This window comes from Pseudomonas khavaziana, assembly GCF_019145205.1.
GTDB classification, from domain to species: domain Bacteria; phylum Pseudomonadota; class Gammaproteobacteria; order Pseudomonadales; family Pseudomonadaceae; genus Aquipseudomonas; species Aquipseudomonas khavaziana.
Genome location: NZ_JAHSTT010000006.1, coordinates 351,857 through 372,189 on the forward strand (window position 1 = coordinate 351,857; position 20,333 = coordinate 372,189).

Sequence of the window (20,333 nt, forward strand, 5' to 3'; positions counted from 1 at the left end):
GGGAGGGGGCAAGTCGAATCGTCGCACCGCCCCTCCCACAGTTTTAATCGGCGGAGAACTTGAAGAGGGTGTGTTGGGTATAGGTCTGCCCAGGATTCAAACGAGTTGATGCAAAGCCTGGCTGATTAGGCGCATCCGGAAAATGCTGGGTCTCCAGGGTAAACCCGCTCCAGTGCTGATAGGTCTTGCCCGCCTTGCCCTTCACCGAGCCATCGAGGAAGTTGCTGGTATAGAACTGCACACCCGGTTCGCTGGTGTAGAGCTGCAAGCGCCGGCCCGACTCAGGGTCATGCACGTCCGCGGCGAGCTGCTTGATGTCACCCTTGGTGTCCAGCGCCCAGTTGAAATCGAACCCACCCTGTTTCGGTTCGGCGAACTTGAGCTGCGGATGGTCCGCCTTGATGTGCTGGCCGATAGGCGTGGGCTTCAGGAAGTCCATTGGCGTGCCCTTGACTGGCGCCAGTTCACCGGTGGGGATCAGGGTAGCGTTCACGGGGGTGTAGTGGCTGGCATGCAGGGTGGCGACCTGCTTGAGAATGTCGCCGTTACCCGCGCCGGCGAGGTTGAAGTAGCTGTGGTTGGTCAGGTTGAGCACCGTCGGTTTGTCGGTGGTGGCCTTGTAGTCGATGTGCAGTTCGTTGTTGTCGTTGAGGCGGTAAGTGACTTCGGTCTTCAGGTTACCGGGGAAGCCCATTTCACCGTCCTTGGACAGGTAGGTGAGGGTGACGCCCACCGAGTCCTTGTCCTTGACCGGCTGGGCTTGCCATACCTGCTTGTCGAAGCCTTGGGCGCCGCCATGCAGGGAGTTGGGACCGTCGTTGAGCGGCACCTGGTAGCGTTTGCCATCGAGTTCGAAGGCGCCGCCGGCCAGGCGGTTGCCGAAACGGCCGATGGTCGCGCCAAAAAATGCCGTGCCGGCCTGATAGCCCTGCACGTCATCGAAGCCCAGCACCACGTCGTCGACCTTGCCGTGTTTGTCCGGCACCTTCAACGACTGCAATACGCCGCCGTAGGTGATTACCGTGGCTTGCATGCCATGGCTGTTGCGCAATATGTACTGTTCGACGGCGGTGCCGTCATTGGTTTTGCCGAAGGGTTTGTGTTCGCTGGTCAGGCCGGCGGCCTGGGTGCCGCCGCTGGCGACCAGCATGGACAGCGCCAGACCGGACAGCAGGTAACGAGGGTGCTTCATGGTCGAACTTCCTTTTGTTGTTTTGGATGGAATAGTTCTACTAATTTGAGATATTTTGTCGTAATGACCCCGGATTTATAGCCTTTAACGGCGTGTTTGCAAAATAAAATAAGACTAATTAAGCAGAGCGATCACTGATATGACTACCCAGCAAGCGATTTATCCCGACCTCAAGGACAAAACCGTGCTGATTTCCGGCGGTGCCTCGGGGATTGGCGAGTTCATGGTGCGCGCCTTTGCTGCCCAAGGCGCCAAGGTGGGTTTCGTGGACCGTGCGCAAAGCCAGGGCGAACGCTTGGCCGCGCTGTTGAATTCCCAAGGGCTTACCGTGGAGTTCGAGTGCTGCGACATCACCGACGAAATTGGCTACCGCGCCGCCATCGGGCGCTTCGAGCAGTCGCTGGGGCCGATCACGGTGCTGGTGAACAATGCGGCCAATGACGTGCGCCACAGCCTGGAAGAAATCGACTCGCAAATGTTCGACCGGCTGATTGCGGTCAACCTCAAGCACGCTTTCTTCGCCGCCAAGGCGGTAGTACCGATGATGAAAGAGGCCGGTGGGGGCTCGATCATCAACCTGGGCTCGGTCGGCTGGATGATGGCCTCGGCCGGTTACCCGGTGTACGCCGCCAGCAAGGCCGCGGCCCACGGCATGACCCGCGGCCTGGCGCGGGAACTGGGGCCCAGCCATATCCGCGTCAATACGCTGGTGCCGGGCTGGGTGATGACGGAAAAGCAACTGGCCATGTGGGTTGACGATGCGGCCAGGGAACTCATTGCCCGCAGCCAATGCATGCCCGGCAGTGTGATGCCGGAACATATCGCCAATATGGCGTTGTTTTTGGCCTCGGACGCCTCGGCGATGTGTTCGGCGCAGAACTTCATCGTTGACGGCGGCTGGGTATAAAACGCGATTTTCAGAATGACGCACATCGAGTGTGGGAGCGGGCTTGCTCGCGAAGGCGGTGTGCCAGTGAACTTATTGGGTTCTGACACACCGCCTTCGCGAGCAAGCCCGCTCCCACATTTAAATTGTGGTGTTCACTCGATGGGGTAACGCCTGAACGCCGGGTGCTGCTCCAGGCGTTCAGCATGGCGCTTGAGGTTGGGGAATGCATCGGCCTTCACCACCGAGGTCACGGTGAACTGGCTGAACGACCAGGCGACCGCTGCGGTCAGGGAGGCCTGGGTCAGCGCTTCATTGCTCGCCAGTTGCTTGTCCAGTAACGCATAGGCCGCCAGCAATTGCCCGCTGACGCGCTCAAGCCACGGCGCATGCAGCTTTTCGGCTGGTCGCAGGTTGTGTTCATAGACGATCTGCACGCTTTTTTCACAGGCCGCCAGCGCCAGGCCGAGTAGTTGCAGGTCATGGGCGCGAGCGGCCGGTTGTTGGGGCAGCAGCTTCTTGTCAGCCGGCGCCAGCGCTTCCAGGTAATCGAGGATCAGGCTCGAATCCATCAACACTGTCCCGTCATCCAGCACCAGGGTAGGCGCCTTGACCACGGGGTTGACCTGGGAAAACTCCGCGAAGGTGCTGAACACCGACAGCGGCCCATGCACAAACTCCATCCCATACAGGTCCAGGGAAATCGCCACGCGGCGTACGTAGGGCGAGTCCAGCATTCCGACCAGTTTCATGCAGCCTCCATTGCTTTCGCGGTGTGAATGGCTGACGAGATTAAGGCTTCATGATCAGGGTGCGCAATACTTGAAGGGGCGGTTGCTACATTGAACTGCGGGCCGCTCCGGGCGGTTGCCCGGTGATGCGCTTGAAGGCACGGCTGAACGCCGCCTGGGAGGTGTAGCCGAGGCGTTGCGCGACGGTTTCGATGGGCATGCGCTCCAGCGTCAGCCACTGGCTGGCCAGGCGCATGCGCAGCTCCGTGGCGTAGCGTAATGGCGGTATGCCGAGGATCGCCTGGAAGCGATCGGCAAATACCGAGCGCGAGGTATGGCACTGCGCGGCCAGTTGCGCCACGCTCCAGTCGCGGCCCGGTTGCTGGTGCAGGGCGAGGAGGGCGCGGGCCAGGCGTGGGTCGCGTAGCGCCGCCACCAGGCCCGAGGTGTTGCCACAGGCGCATTCGACCCAGCCGCGTACGATCATCGCCGCCACCACATCGGCCAGGCGCGCCAGGATGCCGGCGAAGCCGATGCGGGCCGTGGAGACTTCCCGTTCCATCACCGCCAGGATCGGCATCAGGCCAGGGTAACGCTGGCCCCCGGCATCGATCAGCATCAGCGCCGGCATCAGGTTGCCGAGCCCCTGGATGCTGCCGAGTTCGAACTCCATGCAGGCACTGAACAGCAAAGTGTTGGGGACGGTCTCGGGTGACGCATCCACGGCGCAGACGGCGTCTCCCAGCGGTGCGCTGTCGAAATCGCCGATGTCTTGCACATCGATGCTCGCGTCGGATAACAGTGCATGCGCGCCGCCATGGGCGATGAACACCGCATTGCCCGCCGACAGTTCGAAAAGGTCGCCATCCTCGCCGCGCAAGGTCACGTGGCCGGCCGCGAGAAAGTGGAAATAGGCATGGCCGGGCTTGGCGCCAAATCCCATGCCGAAGGCCGGCCCGGCCTGGATGCGCCGGTACTGCACACCGCGCAGGCGCATACCACGCAACAGTTCATTGATCAGGTCGGAAGACAGGGTAAAAGCATCCGCGGCAGTCATGTTCGGGGTTTCGGTCAAAAACTCAAGGGTTTGCATCATAGATCATCCTGCCAGGCAAACCTAGACTGGCCGCCTTGCTAATGATCTGAGGATGACCTGTGATGAGTGAATATGCAGTCCAAGCCCCTGCCGGGGTGGTGACGGAGCCGGCGTGGCTTGCGGTATTTTCTTTGGCAATGGGGGTGTTCGGTTTGCTGACGGCGGAATACCTGCCGGCCAGTTTGTTGACCCCCATGGCCTTGGACCTGGGTGTTTCGGAAGCGCTGGCCGGCCAGGCGGTGACGGTGACGGCGGTGGTGGCGTTGTTTGCCGGCTTGCTGGTGCCCGGCCTGACCCGAAGCATCGACCGGCGCGTGGTGCTGCTGGGGTTCTCCACGCTGATGATCGCCTCCAACTTGCTGGTGGCGCTGTCTTCCAGCCTGACCGTGCTGTTGTTGATGCGCATCCTGTTGGGCATCGCCTTGGGCGGTTTCTGGAGCATGGCGGCGGCAGTGGCCATGCGCCTGGTGCCGGCGGCTTCCCTGCCGCGGGCGCTGTCGATCATCTTCAGCGGGATTGCGGCGGGCACGGTGGTCGCCGTGCCGCTGGGCAGCTACTTGGGTGGCCTGTACGGCTGGCGCAGTGCGTTTATCGCGGCGGCTGCCGTGGGTGGGGTGACCCTGGCGTTCCAGGCGTTCACCCTGCCGCGCCTGGTGCCCAACGGCACCGCGCGCCTGCGCACCGTGCTGGAGGTGTTGCTGCGCCCGGGCATCGCCATGGGCATGTTCGGCTGCGTACTGGTACATACCGCGCATTTCGCGCTGTTCACCTATATTCGTCCGTTCCTGGAAAGCACCACCGGCGTCGACACCCAAGGGCTGGCCCTGATGCTGCTGGGTTTTGGCGCGGCGAATTTTGTCGGCACCTTGCTCGCCGGTTGGCTGCTGGTGCGCCACCCGCGTGGGACGTTGGTGTTGATGCCGGTGCTGGTAGGCATTGCGGCACTGGCCCTGGTCTGGCTGCCGGTGTCACTGCCGGGCCAGGCGTTGCTCCTGGCGCTGTGGGGCATGGCGTTCGGCGGCGTACCGGTGGCATGGTCCAATTGGGTCGCCCGCGCCGTGCCGGACCAGGCCGAAAGTGCCGGCGGCATGGTGGTCGCCTCAGTGCAGTCGGCGATTGCCGCAGGGGCTGCCGGTGGCGGGTTGATGTTCAGCGTCAGCGGCATTGGTGGGGTATTTGTGGGCGCGGGCGTGTTGATGTTGCTCGCGGCCTTGCTTATTGCCCTGCGCGTACAGGTGCCTCGACGAGACGGGGAAGCCGGTGTGACGCACCACCCGTCTTTGGTTTAGTCTGGAACGCTTCGTTGATCACAATCCCTGAGGAGCAGTGGCATGGCTGACTATCTACCCCCAAAGGTCTGGACCTGGGACACCGAGAGCGGCGGCACCTTCGCCAGTATCAACCGGCCCATCGCCGGTGCTACCCACGATAAAGAGCTGCCGATCGGCAAGCATCCGCTGCAGCTGTATTCCCTGGCCACGCCCAACGGGCAGAAGGTCACGATCCTGCTCGAAGAGTTGCTGGCCCTCGGGCACACCGGCGCCGAATACGACGCCTGGCTGATCAAGATCGGCGACGGCGACCAGTTCGGCAGTGGCTTCGTGGCGGTGAATCCAAACTCGAAGATCCCGGCCCTGATGGACCACAGCGGTGCCACGCCGATTCGGGTATTCGAGTCCGGGGCGATCCTGCAGTACCTGGCCGAGAAATTCGGCGCGTTCTTGCCCAGCGAGCCTGCAGCCCGGGCTGAATGCCTGTCATGGTTGTTCTGGCAGATGGGCAGCGCGCCTTACCTGGGGGGTGGCTTCGGGCATTTCTATGCCTATGCGCCGAGCAAGATGGAGTACCCGATCAACCGCTTTGCCATGGAAGCCAAGCGCCAGCTGGATGTGCTGGACAAGCGCCTGGCGGTGAGCGAGTACATCGCCGGCGATGAGTACACCATTGCCGATATCGCCATCTGGCCCTGGTACGGCGGGCTGGTCAAGGGCCGTTTGTATGGCGACTCGGCGGAGTTTCTCTCGGTGCATGAATACAAGCACGTGCTGCGCTGGGCCGACGCAATTGACGCCCGGCCGGCGGTGCAGCGCGGGCGGCGGGTGAATCGGGTGTCGGGTGAGGAGCAGTTGCCTGAACGGCATGATGCGAGTGACCTGGACTGATTCAGATCCAGTATTGGAGGGTGCAAGCCCTAATGCCAGTCAGTTAAGGCTTTTTTGTAGGCGCGGGCTTGCTCGCGAAAAACTTACAGGCGCCGCGTGCATTCAGCAAACACGCGTTATCGTTGACGTTTTCGCGAGCAGGCTCGCTCCTACAGAAGGCGATGACCGCTTAACTGACTGGCATTAGGGCAAGCCCCCTCCCACATTTGGATATCCTTAGCCTCGGTTTACTTGTAGCGCTGTTCGAATACCGCCACCTGTTCGGGCTTGATCAGTTCAAACGGCACCCACACTTCGGCTTCAATCGGTTCGCCCTTGATCATCTTGATCGCCGCTTGTACCGCCTGGGTCGCCTGGGCCTTGGGGTCCTGGAACACTGAGGCAGCAAGCAGCCCACGCTTGATCGCCGCCAAACCGTCGGGCAAACCGTCGATGCCGACGATCGCAATCTCGCCCTTGGCCTTGCCCGCCTGCTGCAACGCCATGGCCGCACCGATTGCCATTTCATCGTTGTTGGCCACGATCGCATCGAACTGCGTGCCTGCCAGCAGCCAGTTGCTGGTCAGGTCCATGCCTTTGTTGCGTTGCCACTCGGCGCTTTGCTGCTCGACGATCTTGATACCGGGAAAGTCCTTTAGCACCTGCCTGGCGCCTTCGGTGCGGTCATGGGTGGCGTTCTGCGCAAGGTCGCCCATGATGATCGCCACGCTGCCCTGGCCGCCGAGTTTTTCCGCGAGGTAGCGCATCTGCAGTTGCCCGGCCTCGATGTCGTTGGACGCCACCGTAACCACGCCCTTGGGCAGCGTGCGTTCATCCGGGTGGCGGTTGACGTACACCAGTGGCGTCTTGGCCGCCACGGCGGCGCGGGTGATGTTGGCAGTGGCAGCCGTGTCGACCGGCAGTACGATCACCGCATCGACTTTCTGGTTGAGAAAACCTTCGACCTGGTTGAGCTGGCGCACCACATCGCCCTGGGCGTCTTCGAACTGGATCTGCACGTCCTGCTGTTTCGCCGCGGCCTCCAGACCGCCACGTACATAGGTCATGAAGTTATCGTCGACCCGGGCGATGCTCACGCCAATGCGGTACGCGGCGAAAGTCCATTGGCTGAACAGCAACAGCAGCGCGGCCACTAGCAATGAATAACGATGCATAAGGGTGTTCCTTTTATTGTTATAGGGTGAATGCCTGGCGGAAGCGCTCCAGGGCCAATTCGCTGGTGCCGCTGGCCCAGCCCTCCAGGCCGATTACGCCGGTGTAGCCCATGGCGTGCAGCGCACGGGCAATCGCCGGGTAGTGGATTTCGCCGGTGCCGGGCTCCTTGCGCCCGGGCACGTCGGCCACCTGGATTTCACCAATGGCGCTGCCGGCGCGCTGGATCAATTCGATCAGGTTTCCTTCGCCGATCTGCGCGTGGTACAGGTCCAGGTTCATCTTCAGGTGCGGGCTGCCCACGGCTTCGACCAGCGCCAGGGTCTCGTCGGCGCGGGCGAACGGCGTGCCGGGGTGATCGACGGCGGTGTTGAGGTTTTCCAGCAGGAACACGCGGCCAGCGTCTTCCCCCAGGCGCGCGATTTTTTCCAGGGTCTTGCAGGCGCTCAGCCACATGCGCCCCGAGGTCTGGCTGACCGGCTGCACCGGCAAACCGCCGTCGCCCAGGCCGGTGCCGTGCAGGTTGAGGCTGGGGCAATTGAGGCGCTCGGCGATGCCCAGGGATTCGCGGGCGCTGTCGAGCAGTTGGCGGCTGCCTTCGGGGTCGGTGAGGGTGCCGCTGATGTAGCCGGTCATCGAGGTGAAGTTCGCGCCGGTCGCGGCCAGGGCGTCGATGTTCTTGTCGGTCCAGCTCCAGATTTCGGCGCTGAACCCCAGGGCGTGGATACGTTTGACCCGTTCGATGAAGGGCAAGTCGAGGAATACCATCTCGGCGCTGACGGCCAATGTGAACGGCATCATGGCCGCGCCCCTTGCACGGCCACAGACTTGCCGGTTTCGTACGACTCGATGCAAGCGCGCGCAATCGCCAGGGCTGCGCGCGCATCTTCACCGCTGGCCAGGGGCTTGGCACCGCTGCGCAGGCAGTCGACAAAGTGGTTGAGCTCGGCAACATAGGCGTCGTGTAGCAGGTCAGTGTCCATTCGCTGGGTATCGGCCTGGATGCCCTCGGCCAGGTATCGCACGAGGTCGCAGTGATTGAGGCTGCCCATGCTCAGCATGCCTTCGCTGCCGAACACTTCACCGCGCACATCGTAGCCATACACCGCCTGGAAATTGGCCTCGGCGGTGGCGATGGCGCCGTTGTCGAAGCGGATCGTGACCACGGCGGTGTCGAGCAAGCCTTGGCTTTTATACGCAGGGGCGATCAGCGCGTCGGCCATCACATATACCTGCACCGCTTCGGCGCCGGGGTTGAGGTAGCGCAGGGTGTCGAAGTCGTGGATCAGGGTCTCCAGGAAGATCACCCATTGTGGTGAAGCGGCTGGGTTGTTCAGCGCCGGGTCGCGGGTCAGCGAACGCAGCAATTGCGGCGTGCCGATGCGACCGGCGGCGACGTCGAGATGGGCGGTACGGAAGCTCTTGGCGAAACGCCGATTGAAACCGACCTGCAACGGCACGCGGGCGTCGGCGGCAGCGGCGATGGCGCGATCGGCTTCGTCCAGGGTGATCGCCATGGGTTTTTCGCAAAAGATACCCTTGCCGGCGCGGGCGGCGCTGATCACCAGTTCGGCGTGGCTGCGGGCGGGGGCGGCAATGAGTACGCCGTCGATGTCCGGGTCGTCCACCAGCTGTTGCGGGTCGGTATAGACCTTGTTCACCCCCAGCTCTGCTGCCAGGCGTGCGGCCTGGCCGGGTGTGGGGTCGGCGATGGCGGCAAGGCAGGCGCCGGGGATGTGGCGGGCCGCCGTAAGGCCGTGGAAGCTGCCCATGCGACCGGCACCGATCAAACCCAGGCGGATGTTCTGTGTACTCATGAAAAGACCCCTTTTTATTGTTGGCCCGCAGGAAAATTCTGGCTGGCATAGGGGAAGGAGCAAGGGTTATGCCAACTCATAACTCACTGATTTGTAATGTGTTATTAAAATAAATAAACAAAATGTGTTCATTCGGATGACATGTCTATACTGACATGTCAAAAATGTGAACATGGATGCCTTAATGAGCCTTACATTCAGCGTGCAAGACCTCGAATACCTCACTGCTCTTGGGCCTGCTGCGCTGAATGACGGCCCCGTCGCTGCGTTGGAGCAGGGCTGGCGAGCGTGTCTGTCTGGCCAGCTCGAACGCCCGGCCGAGGTACGCCAGGTCATCTGGGATTCCTGGCGACGCAGCGTCGAGGCAGGTATCGATCCCGAGGACAGCCACTACCGTTTCGTGGCCGCCGAAGCGCTGGCGGCAACACTGGCCAATCACCGCGTATTGATCGCCGCCGCCGCGCAAGTCATGCACGGCTTGCTGGCCTATAACCCACGTGGCCATATCAACCTTACCGATGCCGAGGGCACCACCTTGTATTTCTGCGGGCTGGATATCACCCCCGTCGGCAGTCGCCTGTTGGAATCGGTACAGGGCACCAACTGTACCGGGTTGGCGCTGGCCGAAGACCGTCTGATGTACGTGTTGGCCGAGGAGAATTTCGCCGGCGCCCTGCGTCAGCGTCGCATGCACTGCGCCGCTGCGCCGATCAAGGATGCCCAGGGCCAGACGCTGGCCATGCTCACGCTGACCGCCGAGCCCGGCTGGTTTCATTTCCATACCCTGGGCACCGTCCAGGCGGCGGCCGAAGCGGTGTCGCGACAGATGGCGCTGCAGGTGTTGCTGGATGAGCAGCACGCCGTGCTCGAAGTGCTGAACGAAGGCTTGGTGGTGCTGGATGAGCGCGGCTGCATCAAGGCGCTCAACCGTTATGCGCGGCAGTTGTTCGGGGTAGGGCTGGAACTGATCGGCAGTCCGTTCCAGCGCCTGGGGCGCAGTGAGTTGGGTGGCGCGCTGGGTGAGCCGGTGCGCGACCTCGATTGTACCTTCGAGCTGCACGACCGCAGCCAGCTCGCGTGCCTGGTCTCGGTATGCCCGCTGGAGCAGGGCGGGGTGATCGTGTCGGTACGCGAAAACCGTCGCATCCGCGAAATCACCCGGCGCCTTATCGGCACCCAGGCTCGCTACACCTTCGATACCATCCAGGGCACCTCGCGGGCGATCCAGGACGCGTTGCACCTGGGGCGCATTGCCAGTCGCGGCGACGCCACCACCTTGATCCTCGGCGAAAGCGGCACCGGCAAGGAGCTGTTTGCCCAGGCCATTCATAACGCCAGCGAGCGTTGCAGCGGCCCGTTCGTGGCGGTCAACTGCGGCGCCATCCCCCGTGACTTGGTGCAGAGCGAACTGTTTGGCCATGTCGAAGGCGCGTTCACCGGCTCGGCACGGGGTGGGTCGGCGGGCAAATTTGAATTGGCCGATGGCGGCACCATCTTCCTGGATGAAATTGGCGATATGTCCTTCGATGCCCAGGTCAGCCTGTTGCGGGTGTTGCAAGAGGGAGAAGTGACCCGCGTGGGCGCGAAAAATTCGCGGCCAGTGGACGTGCGCATCATCGCCGCCACCCATCGCAACTTGAGCCAGGCAGTGGCCGAAGGTGCGTTTCGTGAGGATCTTTACTACCGCCTCAATGTGTTGAACCTCACCGTGCCGCCGTTGCGTATGCGTCGCGAGGATATTCCGCTGTTGGCACGGCATTTCCTGCAGCGCTGTGTGCGTTCGTTGCGTAAGCCAGTGCAGGGTTTCTCGCCGGAGGCGCTGGCGCTGCTGTCAGCCCATGGCTGGCCGGGCAATGTGCGTGAACTGGAAAACGCCATCGAGCGGGCGACCAACCTGGCGATGGGGGAGTTGATCCAGCCGGCTGATTTGCCGCTGGAAACCCAGCAACGGGAGACGCTGCGCCTTTACCAGCCCCAGCCCGCCCAGGATCTGAGCAGCCATGAACTGCACGCCATCGTCGCCGCGCTGAAAAACACGGGTGGCAATATTCGCCTGGCGGCCCGGCAACTTAACGTGTCGCGGGGTGGGCTGTATAACAAGATGAGTCGGTTTGGCTTGGATGCAGGGGATTTTCGCGGGCGGTGAATGATTGCCCGTGTGCAGATTAAAGGTGGGGGCTTCGATGGCGGCCTGACAGCCGACCGCTAACCAACGTATGCCCCGCGATCCAAATGTGGGAGGGGGCTTGCCCCCGATGGCGGCCTGACAGCCGACCTGGATGTTGGATTGGGCCGAGTACATATCCGTTATTTGGGTAACGGCCACTATGGGTTCCGCTCTTACAGCGGGTCACTTTTGAAAAGCGCAAAAGTAACCAAAACGCTCTTGCCCCACCACTCGGCACCTCGCTTAGGCTCGGTGTGCCCGTAATCCGACCTGGATTTGGGGGGCCGCCGCCACGCGCCATCCATGGCGCGGGGCGGCTAAACCGGCATCCCTGCCGGTTTACCCCCCAAATCCAGGTCGGATTACGGCCAGCGTGGTTTGACGGGGCGCCTAAGATCAAAAGCAGATCAAGATCAAGAGCGGCTCGCTCCGCATCGTGGTTACTGGGGGCTGCTACAGAGTTGTGTAGTTATCCATGCTGCGCTAGCGGTGTGTCAGCCTCTGAGTTTTTGGCGGGGCCGTCGCCATCGGGGTAGGTCGAATCTTCGCACTGTCCCTCTCACATTGTGTTCTTTGTGTCTCAAGTGCCCATGTTTTCCGGGGTCACTATCTGCGGTGGTATATGCACCCGATGCCGCACAGGATCGAAGCCTTCGTCATTCAGCAACTGCACCAGCAGTTGCACCAATGCCTGCGCCGTCTGACGCGGCTGCGAGTCCATCACTACATCGATCAAGCCGCGGCTCAACGCTTGGCGTGACAGTTCGGTCGACTCCTGCAGAATGCAACACAGCGCCGGGCGCTTGGGGAGTTGCGCCAGGGCGTTGATCACGCCGTCACCGCCGCCGCCCACCACGCACAGGCCGCGCAGGTCGGTGTGGCGGGCGAGCAGGTCGAGGGTGGCTTCTTCGGTGATGTCGCAGTTATCCAGGTTGATCAGCGGCTCCAACGGCTTGAGGCCCGGTGCGTGCTCGGCCAGGTAGCTGTGCAAGCCTTTGACCCGTGCCTGGTGCCCGAGGAAACGATGGCCGCCAAGTAAAATGCCAACGCTGCCTTTGCGTGCGCCGCAGGTGTGTGCCAGCAGCCAGCCCATGGTGCGCCCGACGACGTGGTTGTCCTGGCCCACATAGGGTTCGAGGGCCTGTTCATGGATATCCGAGAGCAGGGCAACCACCGGCACGCCGGCGTCACGGATCTGCGTCAGGCAGGCGTTGATCAGCGGATGGGCGAAGCTGACCACCGCCAGGGCGTCGCACTGCACCGCCAGTTGCTCGATCTGCGCCACGATGGCACTCGGGGAACGGTCGTTGATGTAGTCGAACTGGCAGCTCAGGTTGGCGCTGGCGTGATGCTGCGCGGCATCGCTGATGGACTGGGCGAGGTTGGCATAGAAGGCCTGGGCGGTGCCCAGCAACAACACGCCGAATCGGTAGGTGGGCCGGCGTTCGCGAATGCGCTGGCCGATCAGTCGCGCGGCGAAGTAGCCCACGGCTTCGGCGGCCTGGAACACCTGTTCGGCCGTGCCCGGGTTGACCGGGGCGCGGGCGTTCAAGACCCGGTCGACGGTGGCCACGCTGAGCCCCGCGTGGGCGGCGACGGTGGCGATGGTTGGGCGTTTATGGTTGTGCATTGGCAGGCCCCTTGAGCGTCTTGATAGAAAACTATCAAGCCCCGCTGGGGCTGGATGATAGCTTGATAGGGAATGGATTCAAGGCCTTGAGGGTGATTTGGCTGCGCTCTATGGTGGGTTCCGCAAAGCACCTGAAACCTCACGCTTGCGGAGAACAATAACAATGCCTGAACACACCGCTTACCGCGCCCGGCGCGACTACAGCCTCACTGGTCCCGAAGCGGCACGTGCCGCCGAAAAGGGCCTGGTCTCGGCCAGCTGGTATCAGTCGCCTATCTCGCGCAAACGTATGAAAGAACTGATGCAGCGCCGCGACGGCCCGGCCTTGCTCGATACGGCCATATGGGTTTCGACGCTATTGGTCACAGGCTTTGGTGGTTACTGGTTCTGGGGCTCCTGGGCCTGTGTGCCATTCTTCCTGGCTTATGGCGTGCTCTACGGCACCGCGTCCAACCCGCGCTGGCATGAAACCGGCCACGGCACCGCGTTCAAGACCCGCTGGATGAACGATGGGCTGTACCAGGTCGCGTGCTTCATGTGCCTGTTCGAACCCCACGTCTGGCGCTGGAGCCATGCCCGTCATCACACCGACACCATTGTCGTCGGCCGCGACCCGGAGATCGTCGAGCCGCGCCCGCCGAGCCTGTGGATGATGGCCCTCAGCCTGTTCAACCTGCCGCTGGCCTGGAAGACCTTCAGCGGCGTGGCTCGCCATGCGGTGGGCCGGATGAGTGCCCAGGAGCAGGACTTTATCCCCGAAACCGAGTGGCCCAAGGTGTTCCGTGCCGCACGTATATGGATTGGGGTTTATGCGTTGATCATCGGCACCGCGTTGTACCTGCACAGCTGGCTACCGCTGATGCTGGTGGGCCTGCCCAGTCTCTATGGTGCCTGGCTCGGCTACCTGTTTGGGCTCAGCCAGCATGTGGGCCTGGCCGAAGATGTGCTCGACCACCGCAGCAACTGCCGCACCATCTACATGAACCGGGTGCTGCGCTTTATCTACATGAACATGAACTACCACCTCGAACACCACATGTATCCGATGGTGCCTTACCACGCACTTGAACAACTGCACGAAGAAATCCGCAGCGACTGCCCGCCGCCGTACGCCAACCTGTTCGAGGCCTACAGGGAAATCATCGCGACGATCCGCAAACAACGCAGCGACCCGAGCTATTTCGTCCAGCGTCCGATTCGCCCGCAGGCGCAATCCGCCCCTGCCGCTCTGCACGCAGAAGCCTCTGCTGGCTGATCTTCATCCTTCGTACAAGAGAACAATGCCATGAACGATCAATGGATCGATGTCTGCGCCGTGGGCGCAATAGACCCCGAAGACGTACTGCGCTTCGACCACGGCGCGCACACCTACGCGGTGTTCCGCTCTGCCGAGGATGAGTTCTTCGCCACCGCTGGCCTGTGCACCCACGAGAAAATCCACCTGGCGGACGGCCTGGTGATGGACCACGTGATCGAATGCCCCAAGCACAACGGACGCTTCGATTACCGTTCCGGCAAAGCCCTGGGCGCGCCGGTGTGCGTCAACCTCAAGACCTACCCGGTGCGGGTCGAAGCGGGGCGGGTATTGCTCGCCGTCACGGCCGAAAGATGAGCCAGGCCCTGATCATCGTCGGCGCCGGCCACGCCGGTGGCCGTGCTGCATTGACCTTGCGTGAAGAAGGCTACACCGGGCGCCTGATCCTGATCGGTGATGAAGCGCACTTGCCTTATGAACGGCCGCCGCTTTCCAAAGGTGTGCTGCAAGGCTCGATCGACCTGGCAGGCTGCAGCCTGTGCGACAACGCACGGCTGGCAGCGCTGGGCATCGAGCATATCGCCGGCAACCCGGTGAGCCGCCTGGACACGCAGCAACACCGGCTGCAACTGGCCGACGGCCAATGGTTGACCTATACCGGGTTGTTGCTGGCTACCGGCGGCCGGGCGCGGCGCTTGCCCGAGGCGCAGGCGCCTGTGCTTTACCTGCGTACCCACGATGAAGCCTTGGCCCTGCGTGACAGGTTACGTCCCGGCACCCGCCTGGTCGTGGTCGGCGGTGGTTTTATCGGCCTCGAGGTGGCTGCGACCGCACGGGGGTTGGGGTGTGAGGTCACGCTGCTTGAAGCCGGGCCACGCTTGGCGGGCCGGGTGTTGCCGGCGCCGATCAGTGCAGCGCTGCTGGCGCTGCATCGTGAGCAGGGTGTGGACGTGCGCTTGAACGTCGCCGTGGAATGCATCCACGTCGACGCCGTACAACTGGTCGATGGGCAACGGCTGCCTTGTGACCTGGTGGTGGCCGGCATCGGCATGCAACCCAATATCGAGCTGGCGGCGGCGGCAGGGCTGGAAGTCGGGCAGGGCATTCGTGTCGACGCGCAATTGCGCACCAGCGCGGCGGATATCTATGCGGCGGGGGATGTCTGCGAGTTTCGTCTCGCTGGCGTCTATCAGCGTCAGGAAACCTGGCGCAACGCCGAGGCCCAGGGGCGGCACGCCGCGTTGAACCTGCTGGGGCGAGCACTGCCATTCGAGACGCTCCCCGGTTTCTGGTCCGACCAATACGACTGGGGTTTGCAGACTGTCGGGGTAATGACTGCACGCACGGTCAGCCGCGCGCTGCCTGGCGCAGGCCTGCTGCTGTTTTACCTCGACGCCGATGCCCGGTTGCAAGGTGCCTGCGGCTGGGCGCCGGGCAACGGTGCGGCCAGGGACATCAAGCTGTGCGAACGCCTGATTGCGGCGGGCACGGTGCTCAACCCGGGCAGCCTGGCAGATGCCGATGTGTCTCTCAAACCACTGTTGCGAGGCTGATATGCGTCAACTTCTGGTATTCCAATCGATGTGGGCCATGCAAACCGAGCCCGGCAGCCTCGACACGCAGCTGGACCGCATCGCCGCCGCCGGTTTCGACGGCATCACCGACCATTACTGGACGCCCGCCGCCGTCCCGCGCCTGCACGCTGCCGCCACGGCCAGGGGTTTGCAGATCGAAGGCCAGTTGTTCCCGCAATCGGTGGATGACCTGGCCGCTGCACTGGAGGTGATCAGCCGCTACGGTTGCCACCACCTCACCCTGCAAGCCGATGTGCGTCCGCGTACCCAGGCCGAGGCGGCCAGGCTGATCGAAGGCTGGCAACGCCTGGCCGAACAGGTGGACTTTCCGATCCTGCTGGAAACCCACCGTTATCGACTGACCAATGATCTGTTGTTCACCCTCGAACTGCTGGCGCAGATGCCCGACCTGAAACTGCTCGCGGACCTGTCTCACTACGTCGTCGGCCGCGAGTTGCCAGAACCCGGCGCCTTGCAAGACGACGAGCAGATACGCACGATCCTGCGCCATAGCTGGGGTTTTCATGGCCGCATCGCCAGCAGCGAACAGGTGCAGGTGGGCCTGGATTTTCCTCAGCACCAGCCTTGGGTCGAGCGCTTTACCAGCTGGTGGCGCTATGGGATCGACGACTGGCTGACCCGCGCCGACACGCCCCGGAGCCTGTCCTTCACCTGCGAACTGGGCCCGCCACCCTATGCGATCACCGATGCAAAGGGTCGGGAACTCACTGATCGCTGGGCCGAGGCGCTCAAGATGAAAGCGCTGATTCGCCAGGTGTGGGCCAGTTGTCACGGCTGATCTGCTAACCTGCGTCGGTTCAAACCGACCTTAGCCTATGGATCTGCCTGATGAAAACCTGCCCTGTCCAGCCACCGCTCGAACCGCAGTCTGTGTGCCACCCGATTACCAGCAGCGCGATTTTCATGGTCGCCACCCTGGCCCCTGATGCGGTTGAAAACGTGCGTGAGTGGTGTGCCGACATTGCCGGCCTTGTGCGTTCGGTGGGCAAGCGCGTGCCGTCGGGCAACCTGACCTGCGTCTGCGGCTTTGGCTCGGATGCGTGGGACCGGCTGTTCGGCGCCCCGCGCCCGGCAGCACTGCACCCGTTTCGCGAATTCGGGGTAGAAGGGCGCAAAGCGGTGTCGACCCCTGGCGATATCCTCCTGCATATCCGTGCCGAGCAGATGGACTTGTGTTTCGAGCTGGCGACCCAGCTGATGGCCGCCTTGGGCGAGAGCGTCAAGGTGGTGGATGAGGTCCAGGGTTTCCGTTATTTCGATATGCGCAGCATCATCGGTTTTGTCGACGGCACTGAAAACCCGGTAGGGCGCAAGGCCGAAAGATTCACCCTGGTCGGTGACGAAGATCCTCAATTCGAGGGCGGCAGCTACGTGCTGGTGCAGAAATACCTGCACAACATGAACGCCTGGAATAGCTTGACGGTAGAAGCCCAGGAGAAGGTGATCGGGCGCACCAAGCTGGCGGATATCGAACTGGACGAAGAAGCCAAGCCGAGCAACTCCCACAGCGCCTTGACCGTCATCACCGACGAGAACGGTGAGGAAGTGAAGATCCTGCGCGACAACATGCCCTTCGGCCGCCCGGGCGCCGGCGAGTTCGGCACCTACTTCATCGGCTACGCGCGCTCGCCGCAGCCGCTGGAGCAGATGCTGGAAAACATGTTCGTCGGCCGCCCGGTCGGCAACTATGACCGCTTGCTCGACTTCAGTACCGCCGTGACTGGCGGCCTGTTTTTCGTGCCCTCGGCCGACCTGCTCGAAGAACTGGCTGACCGCCAGTAACCTGTAGGAGCGAGCTTGCTCGCGAAAAGCGTCAACGATAACGCGGGCATCCTGAATGTACGCGGTACCTTTGGATTTTTCGCGAGCAAGCTCGCTCCTACAAAAAATGATCGCGTCAGGTAAGCAACCCGGTGCTGACCGCCACAATCAGGAAGACCCCCAGCAGCGCACGGTAGATCACGAACGGCCAGGTGGAGAAGCGCTCCAGGAACTTCATCAGGCCCCAGATCGCGAAGAACGCCGAGATGCTCGCCACCACCAGGCCGAAGATCAAATGCGGCCAGGCGTGGGCGGGCATGTCGGCGTGCAGCAGCACCCACAGTTCTTTCAAACCGGCCAGGGCGATGGCCGGCAGACCCAGCAGGAAGGAAAACCGCGCCGCTTCTTCGCGTTTGAAATTCAGGAACAGCGCTGCGGTCAGCGTGGAGCCCGAACGCGACACCCCGGGAATCAGCGCGCCGATCTGCGCCACCCCCACGATCAGCGCATCGCGCAGGCGCATCTGGCCGACGTCGCGGGTGTGGCGGGCGCGCACTTCGGCCAGGGCCAGCAATATCGCCATCACCACACAGGCAATGCCGATCACCATCAGCCCGCGCAATGGCGAGTTGCAGGTATTCAAGGTCGAAGACAAGGCCAGGCCGGCAATGCCAATCGGGAGTGTCGCCAGCACAATCGCCACCGCCAGCTTGAACCACGGGTCGTTATAGTCGCCCCGGCGTACCGCACTGATGCTGCCGGTGGTGACCTGGCGCACATCCCGCCAGAAGTAACTGACCACCGCCGCCAGCGCCGCCAATTGCATGGCTGCGGAAAATGCCGAGCCCGGGTCTTGCCAGCCGAGCAGGGCGGGCACCACGCGCATATGCGCCGTGGACGATACCGGCAGCAATTCGGTAATGCCCTGGATCACCCCCAGGATGAAGATCTGCAGGTAATCCAGGGAGGCAAAGCCGACATCCAGGCCGGCGGTACAGACGTTGGTCAAAATACAAGTCCTTGAGCGAAAGGTGGAAATCGGCGAAGTTTATTCTAAATGTTTCAGGAAATTGGCCCGGGCAAGCGCTATCTGCAATCGGTTCAGCCAATAGAAAGGATTCGACAATCCATTGGCGTGACCGGCACTTTTGTGAACAATGGCGCCCTGCGTTTTTTCACCGAGAGCCCCATGCCTGAAACCACCGTTGAATTGATCCAGACCGGCCCCGAAGACGCCGAGCTGATCCGCAATCTCTACCAGTACTACGCCTACGAGTCTTCGGACTGGGAACAGGAAGATGTCGAGGCCGATGGCCGTTTCTATATCCATGACGAGCACCTGACGCGCTACTGGCACGACCCACAGTGGAGCGCCAACCTGTTGCTGGTCGATGGCTATATCGCCGGTTTCCTGTTGATCGAAGGCAGCGAACTGCCGGGCATCGACGCCTTGGAACTGGCCGACCTGTTTATCCTCAAGCGCTACCGCCGCAAGGGCATTGGCCGCGCCATCGCCAGCCAGGTGCTGTGCAGTGGCGAGTCCAATTGGCTGGTGCGTTTCTATGATCAGGACGAAGTGTCCCAGGCGTTCTGGCGCACCGTGCTGGATAACCTGCCGCGTCCGGTGCAGACGATTGAGCTGGAGGATGAGCCGCAGCTGGTGAGCTACCTGATTACCCGGGTTTCGCTGCATTGATGGGCGGGTTTTGCTGAGGTTGAAGGCTGCGCACCGTAATCAAAATGTGGGAGGGGGCTTGCTCCCGATAGCGGTGGGTCAGTCACCTGATGCTGGGACTGACCACCGCTATCGGGAGCAAGCCCCCTCCCACAGTTCGAACGCCAACAATTCGGCCACGCCCCTAGCCTGGATTGAACAGCACCTGCTGCATCGCCTGGGGCGGTTGCCCGAAGGCCCTGAGAAACGCCTGGCGCATGCGCTCGCGATCACCAAAGCCGGTTTCGCGGGCCACCACTTCCACGGGGTGGCGACTGGTTTCCATCATCGCCCGCGCCGCTTCCACCCGCAGGGCCTCGATGGCTTTGGCCGGGGTCTGCCCGGTTTCTTCGCGAAACACCCGGCTGAACTGGCGCGGGCTGAGGCGGGCGACGTCGGCCAGGGCTTCTACCGATAAATCGTGGGTGAGGTTCTCACGGGCATAGGCCAGGGCCAGTTGCACGCGATCGGACTTGGGGTCCAGTTCCAGCAAGGCCGACAGTTGCGATTGCTCGCTGCCACGGCGCTGGGCGATCACCAGCTTGCGTGCGATGCGCCGGGCGAGGTCGCTGCCCAGGTCGTTCTCGACCATGGCCAACGCCAGGTCGACCCCGGCGCTCATGCCGGCGCCGGTCCACACCTGGCCGTCCACCACGAACAGCTTGTCTTCTTCCAGGCGGATATCCGGGTAGCGCTTGCGAAACGCCGGCGCGTGGATCCAGTGGGTGGTAGTGCGCTTGCCTTCCAGCAAACCGGCCTCGGCCAGCACAAAAATACCCATGCACAAGGAGGCCACGCGCCGCGATTGAGCCGATGCCGCCTTGACCAGATCCAGCAGGTTGGCCTCCGGCAGGCGAAACTCCAGGTAACCGCTGACGATCAGGGTGTCGTAGCCCTTTGGCCGGATCGCCGTGGTGTTCACCGAAAAGCCCTGGGAGGTCATCACCGCGCCGCCGCTTTCCGACACCAGGTGAAACTCGTAGGCCGGCTCACCGCGCAGCAGGTTGGCGCACTCGAACACCGAGCCCAGGCTGAGGCTCAAGGATTGGAAATTCGGGTAAACCATCAGCGCAACGCTGTGCATTGCATCTCTCCAAGGGGCGGGGGAGAGGCAATTGTCGGCGTGTGCCAGGTAAACGGCAACCGACTTTGGCCCATGTCCGGAATCCTTGCGG

The 20,333-nt window shown here is 62.6% G+C and carries 19 protein-coding genes; 10 read left to right on the forward strand and 9 right to left on the reverse strand.

Annotated features, from left to right (window positions below):
- Positions 1-43: 43 nt before the first annotated feature.
- The gene (locus KVH01_RS17450) at positions 44-1,192 is read right to left on the reverse strand and encodes an aldose epimerase family protein (RefSeq protein WP_217882235.1); all 1,149 of its coding nucleotides are present in this window, start codon (positions 1,190-1,192) and stop codon (positions 44-46) included.
- A 139-nt stretch (positions 1,193-1,331) separates the two neighbouring features.
- On the opposite strand from KVH01_RS17450, the gene KVH01_RS17455 reads away from it, so the two are divergent.
- On the forward strand, positions 1,332-2,099 hold the full coding sequence (locus tag KVH01_RS17455) for an SDR family NAD(P)-dependent oxidoreductase (RefSeq protein ID WP_217882236.1): 768 nt from the start codon (positions 1,332-1,334) through the stop codon (positions 2,097-2,099).
- A gap of 134 nt (positions 2,100-2,233) precedes the next feature.
- Here the strand turns inward: KVH01_RS17455 and KVH01_RS17460 are convergent, their stop codons facing one another.
- Both KVH01_RS17460 and KVH01_RS17465 read right to left on the reverse strand, forming a co-directional pair.
- The gene (locus KVH01_RS17460) at positions 2,234-2,830 is read right to left on the reverse strand and encodes a glutathione S-transferase family protein (protein WP_217882237.1); all 597 of its coding nucleotides are present in this window, start codon (positions 2,828-2,830) and stop codon (positions 2,234-2,236) included.
- Positions 2,831-2,915: 85 nt separating this feature from the next.
- Positions 2,916-3,902 carry an AraC family transcriptional regulator gene (locus tag KVH01_RS17465; RefSeq protein WP_217882276.1) on the reverse strand — a complete coding sequence of 329 codons (987 nt, stop codon included), beginning with the start codon at positions 3,900-3,902 and terminating at the stop codon, positions 2,916-2,918.
- 65 nt (positions 3,903-3,967) lie between these two features.
- Here KVH01_RS17465 and KVH01_RS17470 point away from each other — a divergent pair, with 65 nt between their 5' ends.
- Together KVH01_RS17470 and yghU are read left to right on the forward strand one after the other, a co-directional pair.
- The gene (locus KVH01_RS17470; RefSeq protein ID WP_217882238.1) at positions 3,968-5,194 is read left to right on the forward strand and encodes an MFS transporter; all 1,227 of its coding nucleotides are present in this window, start codon (positions 3,968-3,970) and stop codon (positions 5,192-5,194) included.
- 42 nt (positions 5,195-5,236) lie between these two features.
- The gene (yghU, locus tag KVH01_RS17475; RefSeq protein WP_217882239.1) at positions 5,237-6,067 is read left to right on the forward strand and encodes a glutathione-dependent disulfide-bond oxidoreductase; all 831 of its coding nucleotides are present in this window, start codon (positions 5,237-5,239) and stop codon (positions 6,065-6,067) included.
- A 227-nt stretch (positions 6,068-6,294) separates the two neighbouring features.
- Here the strand turns inward: yghU and KVH01_RS17480 are convergent, their stop codons facing one another.
- Genes KVH01_RS17480 through KVH01_RS17490 form a run of 3 tightly spaced genes read right to left on the reverse strand, consistent with a single transcriptional unit; the run spans position 6,295 to position 9,036 of the window.
- Positions 6,295-7,221 carry a sugar ABC transporter substrate-binding protein gene (locus KVH01_RS17480; protein ID WP_217882240.1) on the reverse strand — a complete coding sequence of 309 codons (927 nt, stop codon included), beginning with the start codon at positions 7,219-7,221 and terminating at the stop codon, positions 6,295-6,297.
- 19 nt (positions 7,222-7,240) lie between these two features.
- Positions 7,241-8,020 carry a TIM barrel protein gene (locus KVH01_RS17485; RefSeq protein WP_217882241.1) on the reverse strand — a complete coding sequence of 260 codons (780 nt, stop codon included), beginning with the start codon at positions 8,018-8,020 and terminating at the stop codon, positions 7,241-7,243.
- Positions 8,017-9,036, reverse strand: a complete 1,020-nt coding sequence (locus KVH01_RS17490) for a Gfo/Idh/MocA family oxidoreductase (protein WP_217882242.1) — start codon at positions 9,034-9,036, stop codon at positions 8,017-8,019. Before KVH01_RS17490 ends, KVH01_RS17485 begins: the two co-directional genes overlap by 4 nt.
- Before the next feature lie 184 nt (positions 9,037-9,220).
- Between KVH01_RS17490 and KVH01_RS17495 the strand changes: the two genes are divergently transcribed.
- Positions 9,221-11,182 carry a sigma-54 interaction domain-containing protein gene (locus KVH01_RS17495; protein WP_217882243.1) on the forward strand — a complete coding sequence of 654 codons (1,962 nt, stop codon included), beginning with the start codon at positions 9,221-9,223 and terminating at the stop codon, positions 11,180-11,182.
- Positions 11,183-11,783: 601 nt separating this feature from the next.
- Here the strand turns inward: KVH01_RS17495 and KVH01_RS17500 are convergent.
- Complete coding sequence (locus KVH01_RS17500) at positions 11,784-12,833, reverse strand: LacI family DNA-binding transcriptional regulator (protein ID WP_217882244.1); 1,050 nt, start codon at positions 12,831-12,833, stop codon at positions 11,784-11,786.
- Between the two features lie 163 nt (positions 12,834-12,996).
- Here KVH01_RS17500 and KVH01_RS17505 point away from each other — a divergent pair, with 163 nt between their 5' ends.
- The 5 genes from KVH01_RS17505 to KVH01_RS17525 are packed head-to-tail and all read left to right on the forward strand — an operon-like array spanning position 12,997 to position 17,465.
- The gene (locus KVH01_RS17505) at positions 12,997-14,088 is read left to right on the forward strand and encodes a fatty acid desaturase family protein (RefSeq protein WP_217882245.1); all 1,092 of its coding nucleotides are present in this window, start codon (positions 12,997-12,999) and stop codon (positions 14,086-14,088) included.
- A gap of 30 nt (positions 14,089-14,118) precedes the next feature.
- A complete protein-coding gene (locus KVH01_RS17510) occupies positions 14,119-14,445 on the forward strand; it encodes a MocE family 2Fe-2S type ferredoxin (protein WP_043051773.1) in 327 nt (108 codons plus the stop codon).
- On the forward strand, positions 14,442-15,641 hold the full coding sequence (locus KVH01_RS17515; RefSeq protein ID WP_217882246.1) for an NAD(P)/FAD-dependent oxidoreductase: 1,200 nt from the start codon (positions 14,442-14,444) through the stop codon (positions 15,639-15,641). Before KVH01_RS17510 ends, KVH01_RS17515 begins: the two co-directional genes overlap by 4 nt.
- Before the next feature lies 1 nt (position 15,642).
- Positions 15,643-16,461 carry a sugar phosphate isomerase/epimerase family protein gene (locus KVH01_RS17520; RefSeq protein WP_217882247.1) on the forward strand — a complete coding sequence of 273 codons (819 nt, stop codon included), beginning with the start codon at positions 15,643-15,645 and terminating at the stop codon, positions 16,459-16,461.
- 50 nt (positions 16,462-16,511) lie between these two features.
- Positions 16,512-17,465, forward strand: a complete 954-nt coding sequence (locus KVH01_RS17525) for a Dyp-type peroxidase (RefSeq protein ID WP_217882248.1) — start codon at positions 16,512-16,514, stop codon at positions 17,463-17,465.
- A gap of 115 nt (positions 17,466-17,580) precedes the next feature.
- Here KVH01_RS17525 and KVH01_RS17530 read toward each other — a convergent pair whose 3' ends face one another.
- On the reverse strand, positions 17,581-18,453 hold the full coding sequence (locus KVH01_RS17530) for an undecaprenyl-diphosphate phosphatase (protein ID WP_217882249.1): 873 nt from the start codon (positions 18,451-18,453) through the stop codon (positions 17,581-17,583).
- Positions 18,454-18,501: 48 nt separating this feature from the next.
- Here KVH01_RS17530 and KVH01_RS17535 point away from each other — a divergent pair, with 48 nt between their 5' ends.
- A complete protein-coding gene (locus tag KVH01_RS17535) occupies positions 18,502-19,140 on the forward strand; it encodes a GNAT family N-acetyltransferase (protein ID WP_043051768.1) in 639 nt (212 codons plus the stop codon).
- A 163-nt stretch (positions 19,141-19,303) separates the two neighbouring features.
- On the opposite strand, the gene KVH01_RS17540 is transcribed toward KVH01_RS17535, so the two are convergent.
- Positions 19,304-20,242, reverse strand: coding sequence for a GlxA family transcriptional regulator (locus KVH01_RS17540; RefSeq protein ID WP_217882250.1), 939 nt, complete (start codon positions 20,240-20,242; stop codon positions 19,304-19,306).
- Positions 20,243-20,333: the final 91 nt, after the last annotated feature.

Bases quoted from the DNA above. Each gene is read 5' to 3' on its own strand.
- KVH01_RS17490 (WP_217882242.1), bottom strand. From the start codon at position 9,036: ATGAGTACACAGAACATCCGCCTGGGTTTGATCGGTGCCGGTCGCATG.
- KVH01_RS17510 (WP_043051773.1), top strand. From the start codon at position 14,119: ATGAACGATCAATGGATCGATGTCTGCGCCGTGGGCGCAATAGACCCC.
- yghU (WP_217882239.1), top strand. From the start codon at position 5,237: ATGGCTGACTATCTACCCCCAAAGGTCTGGACCTGGGACACCGAGAGC.
- KVH01_RS17455 (WP_217882236.1), top strand. From the start codon at position 1,332: ATGACTACCCAGCAAGCGATTTATCCCGACCTCAAGGACAAAACCGTG.
- KVH01_RS17460 (WP_217882237.1), bottom strand. From the start codon at position 2,830: ATGAAACTGGTCGGAATGCTGGACTCGCCCTACGTACGCCGCGTGGCG.
- KVH01_RS17480 (WP_217882240.1), bottom strand. From the start codon at position 7,221: ATGCATCGTTATTCATTGCTAGTGGCCGCGCTGCTGTTGCTGTTCAGC.
- KVH01_RS17540 (WP_217882250.1), bottom strand. From the start codon at position 20,242: ATGCACAGCGTTGCGCTGATGGTTTACCCGAATTTCCAATCCTTGAGC.
- KVH01_RS17470 (WP_217882238.1), top strand. From the start codon at position 3,968: ATGAGTGAATATGCAGTCCAAGCCCCTGCCGGGGTGGTGACGGAGCCG.
- KVH01_RS17515 (WP_217882246.1), top strand. From the start codon at position 14,442: ATGAGCCAGGCCCTGATCATCGTCGGCGCCGGCCACGCCGGTGGCCGT.
- KVH01_RS17485 (WP_217882241.1), bottom strand. From the start codon at position 8,020: ATGATGCCGTTCACATTGGCCGTCAGCGCCGAGATGGTATTCCTCGAC.
- KVH01_RS17465 (WP_217882276.1), bottom strand. From the start codon at position 3,902: ATGCAAACCCTTGAGTTTTTGACCGAAACCCCGAACATGACTGCCGCG.
- KVH01_RS17450 (WP_217882235.1), bottom strand. From the start codon at position 1,192: ATGAAGCACCCTCGTTACCTGCTGTCCGGTCTGGCGCTGTCCATGCTG.
- KVH01_RS17495 (WP_217882243.1), top strand. From the start codon at position 9,221: ATGAGCCTTACATTCAGCGTGCAAGACCTCGAATACCTCACTGCTCTT.
- KVH01_RS17535 (WP_043051768.1), top strand. From the start codon at position 18,502: ATGTTTCAGGAAATTGGCCCGGGCAAGCGCTATCTGCAATCGGTTCAG.
- KVH01_RS17525 (WP_217882248.1), top strand. From the start codon at position 16,512: ATGAAAACCTGCCCTGTCCAGCCACCGCTCGAACCGCAGTCTGTGTGC.
- KVH01_RS17500 (WP_217882244.1), bottom strand. From the start codon at position 12,833: ATGCACAACCATAAACGCCCAACCATCGCCACCGTCGCCGCCCACGCG.
- KVH01_RS17520 (WP_217882247.1), top strand. From the start codon at position 15,643: ATGCGTCAACTTCTGGTATTCCAATCGATGTGGGCCATGCAAACCGAG.
- KVH01_RS17505 (WP_217882245.1), top strand. From the start codon at position 12,997: ATGCCTGAACACACCGCTTACCGCGCCCGGCGCGACTACAGCCTCACT.